At 69.1% G+C, this 12,555-nt stretch carries 13 protein-coding genes; 7 read left to right on the top strand and 6 right to left on the bottom strand.

The window, feature by feature from the left end:
* The first annotated feature begins 23 nt into the window (after positions 1 to 23).
* Positions 24 to 569 (top strand): peroxidase-related enzyme, encoded by a 546-nt coding sequence (locus ABS41_RS09045; RefSeq protein WP_290593098.1) that lies wholly within the window; start codon positions 24 to 26, stop codon positions 567 to 569.
* Between the two features lie 257 nt (positions 570 to 826).
* On the opposite strand, the gene ABS41_RS09040 is transcribed toward ABS41_RS09045, so the two are convergent.
* Both ABS41_RS09040 and ABS41_RS09035 read right to left on the bottom strand, forming a co-directional pair.
* Positions 827 to 1,846 (bottom strand): TraB/GumN family protein, encoded by a 1,020-nt coding sequence (locus ABS41_RS09040; RefSeq protein WP_290593097.1) that lies wholly within the window; start codon positions 1,844 to 1,846, stop codon positions 827 to 829.
* Positions 1,847 to 2,261: 415 nt separating this feature from the next.
* The gene (locus ABS41_RS09035) at positions 2,262 to 2,903 is read right to left on the bottom strand and encodes a class I SAM-dependent methyltransferase (protein ID WP_290593095.1); all 642 of its coding nucleotides are present in this window, start codon (positions 2,901 to 2,903) and stop codon (positions 2,262 to 2,264) included.
* A gap of 301 nt (positions 2,904 to 3,204) precedes the next feature.
* On the opposite strand from ABS41_RS09035, the gene ABS41_RS09030 reads away from it, so the two are divergent.
* On the top strand, positions 3,205 to 4,566 hold the full coding sequence (locus ABS41_RS09030; protein WP_290593093.1) for an IS1182 family transposase: 1,362 nt from the start codon (positions 3,205 to 3,207) through the stop codon (positions 4,564 to 4,566).
* 137 nt (positions 4,567 to 4,703) lie between these two features.
* Here ABS41_RS09030 and ABS41_RS09025 read toward each other — a convergent pair whose 3' ends face one another.
* Complete coding sequence (locus ABS41_RS09025) at positions 4,704 to 4,985, bottom strand: hypothetical protein (RefSeq protein WP_290593091.1); 282 nt, start codon at positions 4,983 to 4,985, stop codon at positions 4,704 to 4,706.
* Here ABS41_RS09025 and ABS41_RS09020 point away from each other — a divergent pair.
* The 4 genes from ABS41_RS09020 to ABS41_RS09005 all read left to right on the top strand — a co-directional run bounded on the left by ABS41_RS09020 (position 4,972) and on the right by ABS41_RS09005 (position 8,412).
* Positions 4,972 to 5,217, top strand: a complete 246-nt coding sequence (locus ABS41_RS09020; protein ID WP_290593089.1) for a hypothetical protein — start codon at positions 4,972 to 4,974, stop codon at positions 5,215 to 5,217. The two genes, ABS41_RS09025 and ABS41_RS09020, sit on opposite strands and share 14 nt — an antisense overlap.
* A 64-nt stretch (positions 5,218 to 5,281) precedes the next feature.
* On the top strand, positions 5,282 to 6,394 hold the full coding sequence (locus ABS41_RS09015) for a hypothetical protein (RefSeq protein ID WP_290593087.1): 1,113 nt from the start codon (positions 5,282 to 5,284) through the stop codon (positions 6,392 to 6,394).
* A gap of 145 nt (positions 6,395 to 6,539) precedes the next feature.
* The gene (locus tag ABS41_RS09010) at positions 6,540 to 7,931 is read left to right on the top strand and encodes a sigma-54 dependent transcriptional regulator (protein WP_290593085.1); all 1,392 of its coding nucleotides are present in this window, start codon (positions 6,540 to 6,542) and stop codon (positions 7,929 to 7,931) included.
* The gene (locus tag ABS41_RS09005; protein ID WP_290593083.1) at positions 7,915 to 8,412 is read left to right on the top strand and encodes a hypothetical protein; all 498 of its coding nucleotides are present in this window, start codon (positions 7,915 to 7,917) and stop codon (positions 8,410 to 8,412) included. The genes ABS41_RS09010 and ABS41_RS09005 overlap by 17 nt, the downstream gene beginning before the upstream one ends.
* Before the next feature lie 8 nt (positions 8,413 to 8,420).
* Here the strand turns inward: ABS41_RS09005 and ABS41_RS09000 are convergent, their stop codons facing one another.
* A complete protein-coding gene (locus ABS41_RS09000) occupies positions 8,421 to 9,347 on the bottom strand; it encodes an RES domain-containing protein (RefSeq protein WP_290593081.1) in 927 nt (308 codons plus the stop codon).
* 162 nt (positions 9,348 to 9,509) lie between these two features.
* On the opposite strand from ABS41_RS09000, the gene ABS41_RS08995 reads away from it, so the two are divergent.
* The gene (locus ABS41_RS08995) at positions 9,510 to 10,946 is read left to right on the top strand and encodes a YdiU family protein (protein WP_290593079.1); all 1,437 of its coding nucleotides are present in this window, start codon (positions 9,510 to 9,512) and stop codon (positions 10,944 to 10,946) included.
* A gap of 10 nt (positions 10,947 to 10,956) precedes the next feature.
* Here the strand turns inward: ABS41_RS08995 and ABS41_RS08990 are convergent, their stop codons facing one another.
* Both ABS41_RS08990 and ABS41_RS08985 read right to left on the bottom strand, forming a co-directional pair.
* The gene (locus ABS41_RS08990; protein WP_290593077.1) at positions 10,957 to 11,379 is read right to left on the bottom strand and encodes a universal stress protein; all 423 of its coding nucleotides are present in this window, start codon (positions 11,377 to 11,379) and stop codon (positions 10,957 to 10,959) included.
* Between the two features lie 32 nt (positions 11,380 to 11,411).
* Positions 11,412 to 12,476, bottom strand: coding sequence for a GGDEF domain-containing protein (locus tag ABS41_RS08985; protein WP_290593075.1), 1,065 nt, complete (start codon positions 12,474 to 12,476; stop codon positions 11,412 to 11,414).
* Positions 12,477 to 12,555: the final 79 nt, after the last annotated feature.

Below are 12,555 nucleotides of genomic sequence, written 5' to 3'. Positions count from 1 at the left end.
GCGCGACCCTTCCGGAGAATCCCATGTCCCGCGTTCCCCTCCACACCCCCGACACCGCCCCCGCCGCCAGCCAGCCGCTGCTGGCCCAGATCCAGGGCGCGTTCGGCGCCACGCCCAACATGTTCCGCGCCGTGGCCAACTCGCCGGCCGCGCTGCAGCAGATGTGGGCCGGCTTCGGCGCGCTCGGCGGCGGCTCGCTGCCGGCGAAGCTGGGCGAGCAGGTGGCCGTGGCCATCGCCAACCGCAACGCCTGCGAGTACTGCCTGGCCGCGCACACCGCCCTGGGCCGCAAGGCCGGCGCCAGCGCCGACGAGATGGCCGCCGCCCAGCTGGGCCACAGCACCGATCCGCAAACCGCCGCCGCACTCGCCTTCGCCCTGAAGGTGGTCGAACGCCGCGCCGCAGTGGACGCCAGCGACGTGCAGGCCCTCCGCAACGTCGGCTTCGACGACGAAGCCATCGTCGAGCTCCTCGCCCACATCGCGCTCAACCTGTTCACCAACTACGTCAACGTGGCGCTCGACGTGCCGGTGGATTTCCCGAAGGTGGCGTTGCGCAAGGCGGCGTGACAGCTCCCGGCGCCAGCACATAACCAATGTGCTGGCGCCGCTGCCTGAGGCTGGCTGGCGTGGCCACTCAGGGCGCGTTGGTTATGCCGTCGCGCCTTGATCGGACCCGCTGCTGGAATCAGTCTTGGGCTGGACAGGCAGATCATGGCTGCAGGGTGGCGCTCAGGCCGAAGTGGCGCAATTGGATGCCTTCGGCCGGGGCGCTTCACTTCCAATCTCTTGCACAGGCTGGATTGGAATCCAGATCGGCCCGACCGCTACTCAAAACCGGCGGGCGTCGAGGCGCTTTGATCGAGCGTCGGCGCGAGCTCCACGTCGCTCTCATCCTCAGATTCATCCTCGTCCGGCGCGGTGACGACATAGCCGCGGTTGGCGAGATCGGAGAGGTAACCGTCGGGCTTCAGCAGCTCGGATATCGGAAGCAGGCCGACGCTGATGCGGTGCTCGTCGAGTACCTTGTCGACGGCGGCGAGCCACGCCTGGCGCTTCTTTTCAGGAAGGTCGTCAAGGCCGCGCTTCTGCAGCGCCGACGCACCCAGGACGGCGTCCAGGCAGGCACTTTCCGGGTCGGCTTCGTGCAATTCGCGCAGCAACGGCACGTCACCCTCGGCCCAGGCATTGGCGCGGGCGCGCAACAGGTCGAGATCGGACTCGAAACGCCGCAGCGTGCGCTCGAAGCAATCGGTATCGCCCAGTGCGTTGGCCTTGAACTCCCTGATCGTAACCTTCAAGTCGTTAATAACGATGGCGACGTTCGGCTTGATGACCGGCAGCTCGCGCTGCTCCGCGATCTTGTGCACCAGCGCCGAGGCCGGCGATCCGAACTTCAGCCCTACGCTATCTGCGGCTTCGCTTTGCAGTTTCTCGGCGGCGAAAACCGGCCGCCAGCGCTCCACCGAGCGATTACGGCCGAGGTAGATGGCCTTGAGGCTCGCCCAGCGGGCATACAACTCTGGCGAGACGACGTTCTGCAGGGTGGCGCCGTCCGGGTTCTTGCGGGCACCAAGCAACGACGGGAGCGCCATTGCTGTACGCCACTTGCCGGCCCCACTGGTTACCTGCACGCCGGGCCGGTCGATGACCGCTTCGGCCTCGGCCAGGCGCGCCTCGAGTTCGGTCGAACGCCATTCGACCTTGGCGGGCAGCGGACTCAGCGTGCCGAGAATCCACAGGACGTGATCGCCTTTCTCGACTCTCCACAAGCCCGGACCAGGCCTTTCGCCCTGTACCTCCACAGCCGCCAGCTGCGTTGTGGCGTCGGGGTCGCTCTGCGGCAAGGCCTCTCCGAGCGCCGAGAATGGAACCATACAAAGGCACAGCAGTAGGCCGGGAAGGCGGCGCGGAGGCATAGGTGAGCATCCCTTGTGAAAGTGCGTAGATTCGACCAAGCGCCGCAGCCTATGGTTATTGACATTAACTTTCGGTTACGCCCGCGGCAGCGAACGCCAATCCTGCATCGCACCCCCGCGCCGACGTGCGAGGGGCTAGCGCGATATGCAGCAGCAGAACGAACAGCGCCGCGGCTGGCCCGCATCAACAGCGTCTGCGGCACTCAATCTTCGCCGGGCCGACATCGCCCACTTCGAGCAGCCGAGCGGTACGGATTCCTACGATCTGGCCCCAAATCTCGACCGTCCGCTCTGGGTCTATTCCGTTGAAAAACTCCGCCTGCAACCAGTTTTGCCCGGGGCCTCAGCCACCGTCGAGCCGACGAAGCCGAGCCCAAGCAAAGGCCTGTGTCGTCCCACCCGGCGTCGTGTGGTTCTCGTATCGTTCCTCGACCAGTTCGAACGCATCTCCGAGCACGGCGGCAATGTCTTGGGCCGAACGGCGCGCTACCTCCAAGCCACTGCATCGCTCAGGGCCGTCCGGCGCGAAACCGCCTATGACGGCTTGTCCTCCTGACCGTATGGACCTAGCGGCCTGCTCCGCATAGCGCCTCTCTGATGCGGGGGTAGTGAGGAAATGCAGGACAGCACGGTCGTGCCAAAGGTCGAAGCCTGCGTCCGGCAAGGTGGCGGTGAGAATGTCGGCGCACATCCAGCGCACTTCCGAGCCCCGGTTTCCCAGCCGTTGACGCGCCAGTGCCAAGGCCTGCTCGGACAGATCCAAGACCGTAATATTGGCGACGCCTAGCTCCAACAGGTCATCCACCAACGTGGATGCGCCGCCCCCCACATCGATGACGCGTGAGTGCGGGCTGGCGCCGGCCTTGGAAAGTAGGTCGATCGAGATATCGAGATGCGGGCGATACCAACTGACCTTGTCACTAGACTTGGTCCGATAAACGTCTTCCCAATGGTTGCTCGACGCAGGGTCGGAATCCTGGTGCATGGTTTAAGTCCTTCGATCCTTGATCGTATTGGTCACTCTCCGCCGGAAGCCGGCGCGAGACCTGTGGAAATCCTGACGGCCTGCAGTATCACGCAAAAGTCCGATACGGCTTCCGCTGAAATCTGCAATGGTCTGTCTCGGCGTCAGACCCGGAGTGTCGGGCCGCTTCGAAGTGACCTGTGCAACTTGGTCGGTACCGTTGCTGCTGGCTGACTCCTCGACCAATCGCCGGAAATCCAGTTGAATCGACCGGCGGAAGCTGGTCCACTGATCTCCCATTGAGCAAGCGGAAATCGCAGCGATGATGGGACGTCAGGAAACCGGGCAAGCGCCCCTGTTCTACGCCTTCAACCTCGAAGACCACGTCCCGGCGAGCCACATGCTCCGCGGCATCGACCGCTTCCTGGACCTGGGCGAGTTGCACCAGCATCTGGCCCCGCACTACAGCCACACCGGCCGTCCTTCCATTGATCCGGCCCTGCTGATCCGGATGCTGATCGTGGGTTACTGCTTCGGCATCCGCTCCGAGCGCCGTCTGTGCGAAGAAGTCCACTTGAACCTGGCGTATCGCTGGTTCTGCCGGCTTGGCCTGCAGGATGCCGTGCCGGACCACTCGACGTTCTCGAAGAACCGCCACGGCCGCTTCCGAGACAACGACACGCTGCGGTTCGTGTTCGAGAAGGTGCTCGAGCGCTGCCTGGCCGAAGGCCTGGTCGGCGGCGAGGGCTTCGCGATCGACGCCAGCGTCATCAAGGCGGATGCCAACCGGCAGAAGGGCGTGCCGGGCGCCGACGCCGCCTGGGACCGGGAGTCGCCGCTCACACGCCCGGTTCGCGAGTACCTGGAGGCGCTCGACGAGGCTGAGGCGCCGCGCACGACGCCCAAGAACGTGTCGCTGACCGACCCGGCGGCGCAATGGACCGCGGCGCCGGGCGGCCCCGCCTTCTACGCCTACTCGACCAACTACCTGATCGATGTAAAGGCGGGCGTCATCGTCGATGTGGAGGCCACGCCTGCGTATCGGACAAACGAGGTCGAAGCAACTCGGACCATGGTCGATCGGGTCGAGCAGCGCTTCGACCTCAAGCCGACCCGGCTCATCGGCGACACCGCCTACGGCACCTCAGAAATGCTCGGCTGGATGGTGGATGAGAAAAACATCGAACCGCATGTGCCGGTCTGGGACAAAGCCGAGCGCAAGGATGGATCGCTGGGGCGATCCGACTTCACGTGGGACGCGGCCGCAGCCGAATATCGCTGCCCCCAAGGCAAGCCGCTGCGATCCAGCGGCAAACCAACCGCGGACAACACGCTGATCTATCGCAGCAACTTTCACGACTGCGCTGGCTGCGAACTGAAAGCGCGGTGCTGCCCCAACACGACGCATCGAAGGATCGCCCGCCAGGTGAACGAGGCCGCACGGGACGTGGCGCGCCAGTTGTCGACGACGAAGAGATATGCCCAGTCACGGCGACATCGGAAGAAGGTCGAGATGCTGTTCGCGCACCTCAAACGCATCTTGCGATTAGACAGGTTGCGGCTACGCGGCCTGAAAAGTGCCCGAGATGAGTTCCTATTGGCGGCAACCGCACAGAATTTACGAAGAATGGCAGCGTGGTTGATGCCGAAAAGCCCCGACGCGGCAATGGCAACGGCCTTCTGAGGTCCAAGGGCGCTTGCGCGCCCATTTTCTAGTCGCCCTGGACGAAAGAATCAATGAGCCGGCCAAGCCGTCACGCCCAGCCGCCAGCCAGAAACCGAGTTTTTCAACGGAATAGGTCGGGCGCGGACGACTCCCCATCACCCCTCACAATCCAACTGCGCCGACTCCATCCGCTCCACCAGCGCCCAGCCGCCAGCTTGGCGTTCGTAGCGGTAGCGGCTGAAAGTGCCCTTGGCCGCGTCGCACCGTTCGAAGCTGAGCTGCGCGCCTTCCGGCGCGTGCAGGCCAGCATCGGGTTCGATGCAGCCGACGCTCCGACAGGTCGGCTGCCAGTTGGCGCGGGCCTGGGCGTGGGAATGGGCGGCCCAGCCTGCGACGGCAATCAGGGCAACGGCGGCACTAGCGATGACGGTCTTCATCGGGACGCTCCTTTCGGCGGTGATCGTTGAACCCATCCTATCGCTTGAAACGCCCAAGTCAACCCAAACCGGCCCGCTTTCTTCTGCAACTGCCGCCACGAAAAATTCGCAGGAAGAGCTCCAGCAGCTGATGCCCGAAGCCATCGGACTCCACCTCGCCGGCATGCGCGAGGATGGCGACCCGATCCCGCCGCCGGTGGTGCAGGTCAATTACGTTGACGTCGTGACCTGAGGCAGGGCCGCACCCTGCAATCGAAAACTGGCACACTCCGGCCACCTTGGTCCGGAGTCGCTCCATGCGCCTGAAGTCGCTGTTCCTGTGGCTGGTCCTGCTTGTCCTGGTTTCGTCCCCGTCCGCGCTGGCCGCGGAAAATGCGTCGGCCGTCGCGCAGCCCAGCGAGCATGCCGGCACCATCGATGGCGCGCCCTGGCGGCTCGACGTGCCGGAGAACTGGAACGGCGAGCTGGTCGTCTACATGCACGGCTATGCACCGGCGGAGCAGCCGATTCCCGAGGTGATGCCGCGCAACGGCTACGAGGGCTGGCTGTTCGAGCGCGGCTTCGCGGTGGCGCAGTCGGATTACTCCGCGCGCGGCTGGGCCGTGGCCGAGGGGCTGGAAGACACCGAGGCGATGCGCCGCCACGTAGTCGGCCTTCTGGGCCAGCCCAAGCGCACCTGGGCCATGGGCCACTCGATGGGCGGCCACCTGGTGCTGGGCACGCTCGAGACCCACGGCGCTGCCTACGACGGCGGCCTGGCGCTGTGCGGCGCCAATGCGCCGGCCGAAGAGCTGTTCAACGGCCCGCTGCTGGGCGCGCTGGCGGTGTTCGAGTACAGGCATCCGGGCGTACTGGCGCCGGGTGGGCTGTTCAGCGCGGACGCGCCGCGCTGGCCGGATCCGGCGGCCATCGAAACCGCGCTGGCCTCCGACGAGGATTTCGCGGTGCGCCTGGGCCAGGCTTTCGGCATCCCGCGCGAGGGCCTGGCCGGTGGCCTGATGCTGCGCTACGGCGTGCTGTTCGAGCTGCGCGAGCGCGCGGGCGGCATCCCCGTGGACAACACCCGCGTCACCTACAGCGGCTTCCAAGACGACGCCTCGCTCAACGCCGGCGTGCGCCGTTATGCCGGCGACCCAGAGGCCGTGGCCTACGCCAACGCGCGCCTGCGCCTCACCGGCAACACCCAGCGCCCGGTGGTACTGATGGCCAACGAGGTGGACGAATCCATTCCCTCGCAAACCTCCTCGCGCTATCTCAACCTGGCGCGCAACGCCGGCCGTGGCAACCAGGTGTTCGAACTGCCGCCGGTGGGCCAGGGCCATTGCCGCTTCGGGCCGGAAGCCGAAGCCGCGGCGCTGGCCGCCCTGCGCGCCTGGGTCGTCGACGGCAAGCACCCCGGCGAGGGCTGACCCAGCAAGCGGGATGCCAGCCTGGGCCGCGCCCTGCAAGATTTACCCAAGCGTGTAATATCGCCACGACGCCCCCGGAAACGTGACGCCTGTCGCCAACGCATGCCTGCGTTGGAGCAGACTGGAACTTCCGGAGGTCGCCGCCATGGCCCATCGTCCCGTCCTGCTCATCGTCGATGACGACGTGGGTTTCGTGCGGGCCGCCGCCGAAATTTCCGGCGGCCTGGGTTTCGACGTGGTCATCGCCGGCAGCCTCGCGCAGGCCCGGCTGCGGCTGCGCGAGCACGCCTTCGACGTCGCCCTGGTCGATCTCTCGCTGCCCGACGGCAGCGGCCTGGAGCTGCTCGAGCACCTCGACCTCGGCGGCCGCACCCAGGTGATCCTCATCACCGGCCACCCTACGGTGGAGTCGGCGCTCAAGGCTATGCACCTGCCCATCGTGGACTACGTGGTCAAGCCGCTGCAGGTCGCCACCTTCCGAAACCTGCTGCAAACCGCCGCCAGCCGCCAGCCCGCGGAGGAGCCGCCACCCAGCGAACCCTGGCACGGCCTGGCCGGGCCCTCGCCGGCGATGGACGCGGTGCGCCGGCAGGTGCGCCGCGTGGCGCCGACGGATGCCTCGGTGTTCATCGAAGGCGAGAGTGGCACCGGCAAGGAACTGGTGGCCGCCGCCATCCATGCCGAGAGCGCGCGCAGCGGGCCCTTCGTGGCCTTCAACTGCGGCGCGGTGCCGGCCGACCTGCTCACCAGCCAGCTCTTCGGCCACGAGCGCGGCAGCTTCACCGGCGCCAATGCGCGCCACCTCGGCCTGTTCGAGCAGGCGCAGGGCGGCACGCTGTTCCTGGATGAAATTGGCGAGATGCCCGTGCACCTGCAGGTGCACCTGCTGCGCGCGCTCGAGGCGCGACGCATCCGCCGCGTCGGCGGCAGCGAGGACATCCACCTCGACGTGCGCGTGGTGTCGGCCACCAACCGCCCGCATGCCGAGGCCATCGCCGCCGGCCGCCTGCGCGAGGACCTGTACTACCGCCTCGCGGAATTCCCGATGTCGGTGCCGCCGCTGCGCGAGCGGCCCATGGACATCCTGCCCATCGCCCAGCTGGTGCTCGACCGCCTCAACCGGCGCTGCGACACCCAGCGCGTGCTCACCCGCGAGGGCGCCGACCGCCTGCTGCGCTACCGCTGGCCGGGCAACATCCGCGAGCTCAAGAACCTCATCCAGCGCGCCTACATCCTCGCCGACGGCGACCTGGTCACGCCCAGCCTGCCGCTGGACGAAGCCGGGCCCTCGGTGGAAACCGCCAGCACCATCACCTTCGCCGTCGGCACGCCGCTGCACGAAATCGAGCGGCGCATGCTGTTCAAGACGCTGGCCTACTTCGACAACAACAAGTCCAAGGCGGCGCAGGTGCTGGGCATCGCCACCAAGACGCTCTACAACCGGCTCAACAGCTACCAGGCCGCGCCGGGCGCGCCGCCGGTGCTAGGGGCAGCGGAAGAGGCCGAAGCCGGGGAGGCCGATGGAGACCGCGCCTGAGCTGGCCCGCCTGTTTCCTCCCGTGGTGCGCGCCTGGCTGGCGGCGCGCGGCTGCGAGGAGGCGCGCTGGGTGCCGGCCGGCGAACGCCCGCCGGCGCCCGAGGGCTGCGCCGTGTTCGATTTCCCGCTCGACCTGCCCGGCAGCCCGCTGCGCTGGCTGGTGCTGCGCCTTCGCTTCGCGCCCGGCACCGGCCTCTCGCCCGACGATCGCGCGCGCCTCGGCACTTACCTCGGCGGACTGGCGCCCTTCCTGGTGGGCTGGTCGCCGGCCACGCGCGACCCGTGGGTCACGCTCTCGCGCGAAACCCTGCTGGTGGTCGAGCACCAGGTGCGCAACTTCCTCAACTCGCTGCTCATGAACGCCGCGGTGCTCAGCCTGCACGCCGGCCACGAGGGCCCCGACCCGGTGCTCGAGCAAATCGAGAGCGACGGGCAGCGCTGCCTGGACGTGGTCAGGCAGCTGCTGCATCCTCCGGGCTGAGCCGGCGTTCAATGCCGCGCCTTGCGCCGGTCGAGCAGCAGCGGCCGCGCGTCGAAGCGCTGCAGGCGGCCGATATCGGGGTGGCGCGGGTTGGCCAGCAGGTTGTACTCGCCCGGGCAGATCGGGCTGGGCACGCGCAGCAGCACCGATTCATTCTGCGAGGCCCAGCGCGCCACCTCGCGGCGCCAGCGCGCCACGGTCATCATGTCGCCGTCGGCGGCCACGCCCTCGAGCGCGTGCATCAGGTGCGGCGCGAAGGCCAGGCGCACCAGGCAGCGCGGTTCGTCCTCGGCGAAGCCGTGCAGGGTGAGCGCGTCGAGCGCGGCCAGGGCGGGGCTGGCCGCGAGCGACAGCGCCGGCATGTCGGTGGGCAGCCAGCGTTCCTGGCCGCGCGTATGCCAATCGCCCAGCGGCAGCCGCGCCATCGAGCAGCGCAGCACCACGAAGGCCGGCACCAGCTCGAGGTCGAGCACGGGCGCGGCCTCGTCGTCCTCCGCCGCCTCGATGGCGGCGTCGAAGCCGGCCGGCAGCGGGTCGTCGCCCGACAGGTAGGACCAGGCCGCCATCACGCGGCGCCGCGCCTGCGGCCAGGGCAGGGCCGAGAGCGTGCCCAGGTCGGCCCACTGCAGCTCCAGCTCCCACTCCACGCTCGGGTCCAGCGTGCCGCCGTAGGCCGCATGCGAGAGGCAGGCCAGGGCGTAGGCCGGCGCGGCGTCTTCCCAGCTCGCATCTTCATCGCCCGCCTGCGCGTGGTGCCACTGCGCAAAAGCCGGGAAACCGGGCGGAATGCGCGTCATGCCCTGGAGTGGCAGGAACTTGGCGACGAAGTCGGATTCCACCGACAGCACGTCCTGCATCGCACGGCGCAGTCCGTCCGGCCCCGGCGGGAGCGCGAGCGGCGAGGGGAGTTCAAGGGCGAGGGCTTGCTCGATCATGGTCGTCTCCAGGCGACGTTGGGTCTGCCTGGGATGACGCACGAACCGTGCCAAGCAAAAAACCCTTGTTTTACAGGGGCCCGCTTCGTGCCAAGCCTGTAAGACATGCAATCGTCGTGGTGGATTTCCCCGGCTTCACGGTCGCCGGGTGATACTGCGCCCATGTTCGAACACACCTACGCACGCCTGGGCGAAGACTTCGCCGCCGACGCCCGCCCGACGCCCGTGGCGGCGCCCCGCCTGCTGGCCTGGAACGACGCGCTGGCGGCTTCGCTGGCGCTGCCGGAAACCTGGCGCGACGCCGCCGCGCAGCTGTTTTCCGGCAACGCCTGGCCCGAAGGCGCACGCCCGGTGGCGCTGGCCTATGCCGGCCACCAGTTCGGCCACTTCGTACCGCGCCTGGGCGATGGCCGCGCCATCGCCTTGGGCGAGTGGCTGGCGCCCGATGGCCGCCGCGTGGACATCCAGCTCAAGGGCGCCGGCCCCACGGCGTTTTCGCGCCGCGGCGACGGCCGCGCCGCCATCGGCCCGGTGCTGCGCGAGTTCCTGCTGAGCGAAGCCATGCACGCGCTCGGCATCCCCACCACGCGCTCGCTGGCGGCGGTGGCCACCGGCGAAGCGGTGGTGCGCGACGAGATCCTGCCCGGCGCCGTGCTCACGCGCGTGGCCGCCAGCCACGTGCGCGTGGGCACCTTCCAGTACTTCGCCGCGCGCGGCGAGGACGCCAACGTGCGCCGGCTGGCCGACCACGTCATCGCGCGCCACTACCCGGGCGTGCAGGGCGCACCCGACCGCTACCTGGCCCTGCTCGACGCGGTCTCGCAGGCGCAGGCGGCGCTGGTGGCGGCGTGGATGCACGCCGGTTTCATCCACGGCGTCATGAACACCGACAACGTGGCCATCTCGGGCGAGACGCTCGACTACGGCCCCTGCGCCTTCCTGGACGAATACCACCCGGCCAAGGTCTTCAGCTCCATCGACCGCCACGGCCGCTACGCCTACGGCAACCAGCCGCCGATCGCGCAGTGGAACCTGGCGCGGCTGGCCGAATGCCTGCTGCCGCTGTTCCAGCGCCAGGGCGAGCAGGGCGTGGCCGATGCGCGCGCGGTGGTCGAAGGCTTCGCCGGCCACTACCGCAGCGCCTGGCTGGACGGCCTGCGCCGCAAGCTGGGCCTGGCCACGGCACACGATGACGACGAGGCGCTGGGCCGCGAATTCCTGGCCGCGCTCGAAGCGGTGGCGGCCGACTACACGCTGTCCTTCCGCGCCCTGGCCGAGGCGCTCGACGGCGAGCCCGCGGGCCTGCCGCGCACGCCGGCCATGGACGCCTGGCGCGCGCGCTGGCAGGCGCGGCTGGCGGGCGAGGGCCGCGGCGTGGACGAGGTGCGCGCCGGCCTGCGCGCCGCGAACCCGGCGCTCATCCCGCGCAACCATCTCGTCGAAGCCGCGCTGGCCGCGGCGGCGGCGGGCGACCTGCAGCCCTTCGAGGCGATGCTGGCGGCCGTGCGCCGGCCCTTCGACCACGGCCCGGCGCAGCAAGCCTTCATGGCGCCGCCCGAGGCCGGGCAGCGCGTGACGCAGACCTTCTGCGGAACCTAGCCGGCGCGCCTCAGCGCACCACCAGCACCGGCACCTTGCTCTGCGAGAGCACCTTCTGCGCCACCGAGCCCAGGAACACCGTGCCCAGCGCGGTGCGCCCCTGCGAGCCCATCACCACCAGCTCGTACTTGCCGGCCTGGGCGGCCTTGATGATTGCCGGCGCGGCGTCGTCCACCACCGCTTTCTCGCTGAAGGCCAGCTTGGCCCGGCGCAGCGCCGTGCGCGCGCCCTTGAGCGCGTACTCGTGGTTGCCCTCGTGGTACTTGCGGGTGCCCTCGGTGCCCAGCTCCGCGGCGACGCGGCGCATCAGCGGCATGTCGGCGTGCAGCAGGGTCAGGCTGGGCGGCTCGGCCAGGGCGCGGGCGAGCTGGATGGCGTACTTCACCGCCTCACCGGCGGTCTTGCTGCCATCGACGGGGATGAGGATCTTCATGGCGGGCGCTCCCGGAGGTTGCTGCCCCCAGTCTACGCCGGGCCGCCAGGCCAGGGCAGCGGGTGGCCCTGCACCAGGCGCAGGCGGCGCTCGCCCGGGCCGCCCAGGGTGGAGTCGAAGCTGACGCAATCGCGACCGGCGGCCTTGGCGCGGTAGAGCGCGGCGTCGGCGCGGGCCAGCCAGCACGGCCAGTCATCCTCGGCTTCGAGCACGGCGGCGCCGATGGACGTGGTCACGCGCACGTTGTCGGCCAGCGGCGCCGCCTGGACCTCGTCGCGGATCTTCTCGAGCGCGGCGCGGGCGCCGCTGTGGTCGGTGCCCGGCAGCAGCAGCACGAACTCCTCGCCGCCGAGCCGGTAGAGCCGGTCGCGCTTGCGCAGCACCGACTGCACGCGCTCGACGAAGCCCAGGATCACCCGGTCGCCGGTGTCGTGGCCGTGGGTGTCGTTGACCGCCTTGAAATGGTCCAGGTCCAGCACCGCCAGGGTGGCCGGTTCGCCGCGCCCGAGGTGGCCGCGCAGCGCTTCGGCCAGGTCGATCTCCATGCCGCGGCGGTTGGCCACGCCGGTGAGCGGGTCGCGGGTGGCCAGGCCCTCGAGCAGCTTGCGCTGCACTTCGGTCAGGCTGGCGAAGATGAAGGCGTAGAGCATCACCAGCAGCGCGCTCACGCCGAACGCCGCCATCGCCAGGGTGGAGGGGAAGGGTGCCAGCAGCAGCCCGGCCGCGAGCAGCACGCCGCCGCAGACGGTGGCCAGCGAGCGCGGGGCGAGCATGTAGTTGGCCAGGATGATGGTGTAGGTCCAGAACAGGCCGGCCGGGCCCAGGGCGCCGGCCAGGGCCGCGCAGGCCAGCGACACCACCACCGCGTTGAGCTTGCCGGCCAGGGCGCTGTTGCCGGTGCGCCAGGCGTAGGCGGCGTTGCCGGCGATCACCGCCAGCACCACGGTGTCGAGCACGGCCGCGAGCCATTCGCCCTGCAGCGCGCGGGCGATCGCGAACGGCGTGATGCCGACGATCGCGATGGCCGCGAACAGCAGCACCATCGCCAGCCGGACGTCAGTGCCGATGCGGTTCTTGAGCAGGGCCGGAAGGTTCATGGCGCGGACTGTGCGCCCGGGTACGGCCCGCGTTCGTGACTTGGATCAGTTTTTCCGCAAAAAACAGCGGTGCCGACGC

The sequence above is a fragment of the Arenimonas sp. SCN 70-307 genome (assembly GCF_001724815.1).
Taxonomy (GTDB): Bacteria; Pseudomonadota; Gammaproteobacteria; order Xanthomonadales; family Xanthomonadaceae; genus Arenimonas.
The sequence above is the reverse complement of the archived record's forward strand: the minus strand, read 5'-3'. Positions and strand labels throughout refer to the sequence as shown.

What these genes read in the sequence shown, in the direction of transcription:
- ABS41_RS09045 (WP_290593098.1), top strand. Translation starts at nt 24, where the DNA reads ATGTCCCGCGTTCCCCTCCACACCCCCGACACCGCCCCCGCCGCCAGC.
- ABS41_RS09035 (WP_290593095.1), bottom strand. Translation starts at nt 2,903, where the DNA reads ATGCACCAGGATTCCGACCCTGCGTCGAGCAACCATTGGGAAGACGTT.
- ABS41_RS09030 (WP_290593093.1), top strand. Translation starts at nt 3,205, where the DNA reads ATGATGGGACGTCAGGAAACCGGGCAAGCGCCCCTGTTCTACGCCTTC.
- ABS41_RS09020 (WP_290593089.1), top strand. Translation starts at nt 4,972, where the DNA reads ATGACGGTCTTCATCGGGACGCTCCTTTCGGCGGTGATCGTTGAACCC.
- ABS41_RS09025 (WP_290593091.1), bottom strand. Translation starts at nt 4,985, where the DNA reads ATGAAGACCGTCATCGCTAGTGCCGCCGTTGCCCTGATTGCCGTCGCA.
- ABS41_RS09015 (WP_290593087.1), top strand. Translation starts at nt 5,282, where the DNA reads ATGCGCCTGAAGTCGCTGTTCCTGTGGCTGGTCCTGCTTGTCCTGGTT.
- ABS41_RS09010 (WP_290593085.1), top strand. Translation starts at nt 6,540, where the DNA reads ATGGCCCATCGTCCCGTCCTGCTCATCGTCGATGACGACGTGGGTTTC.
- ABS41_RS09005 (WP_290593083.1), top strand. Translation starts at nt 7,915, where the DNA reads ATGGAGACCGCGCCTGAGCTGGCCCGCCTGTTTCCTCCCGTGGTGCGC.
- ABS41_RS09000 (WP_290593081.1), bottom strand. Translation starts at nt 9,347, where the DNA reads ATGATCGAGCAAGCCCTCGCCCTTGAACTCCCCTCGCCGCTCGCGCTC.
- ABS41_RS08995 (WP_290593079.1), top strand. Translation starts at nt 9,510, where the DNA reads ATGTTCGAACACACCTACGCACGCCTGGGCGAAGACTTCGCCGCCGAC.
- ABS41_RS08990 (WP_290593077.1), bottom strand. Translation starts at nt 11,379, where the DNA reads ATGAAGATCCTCATCCCCGTCGATGGCAGCAAGACCGCCGGTGAGGCG.
- ABS41_RS08985 (WP_290593075.1), bottom strand. Translation starts at nt 12,476, where the DNA reads ATGAACCTTCCGGCCCTGCTCAAGAACCGCATCGGCACTGACGTCCGG.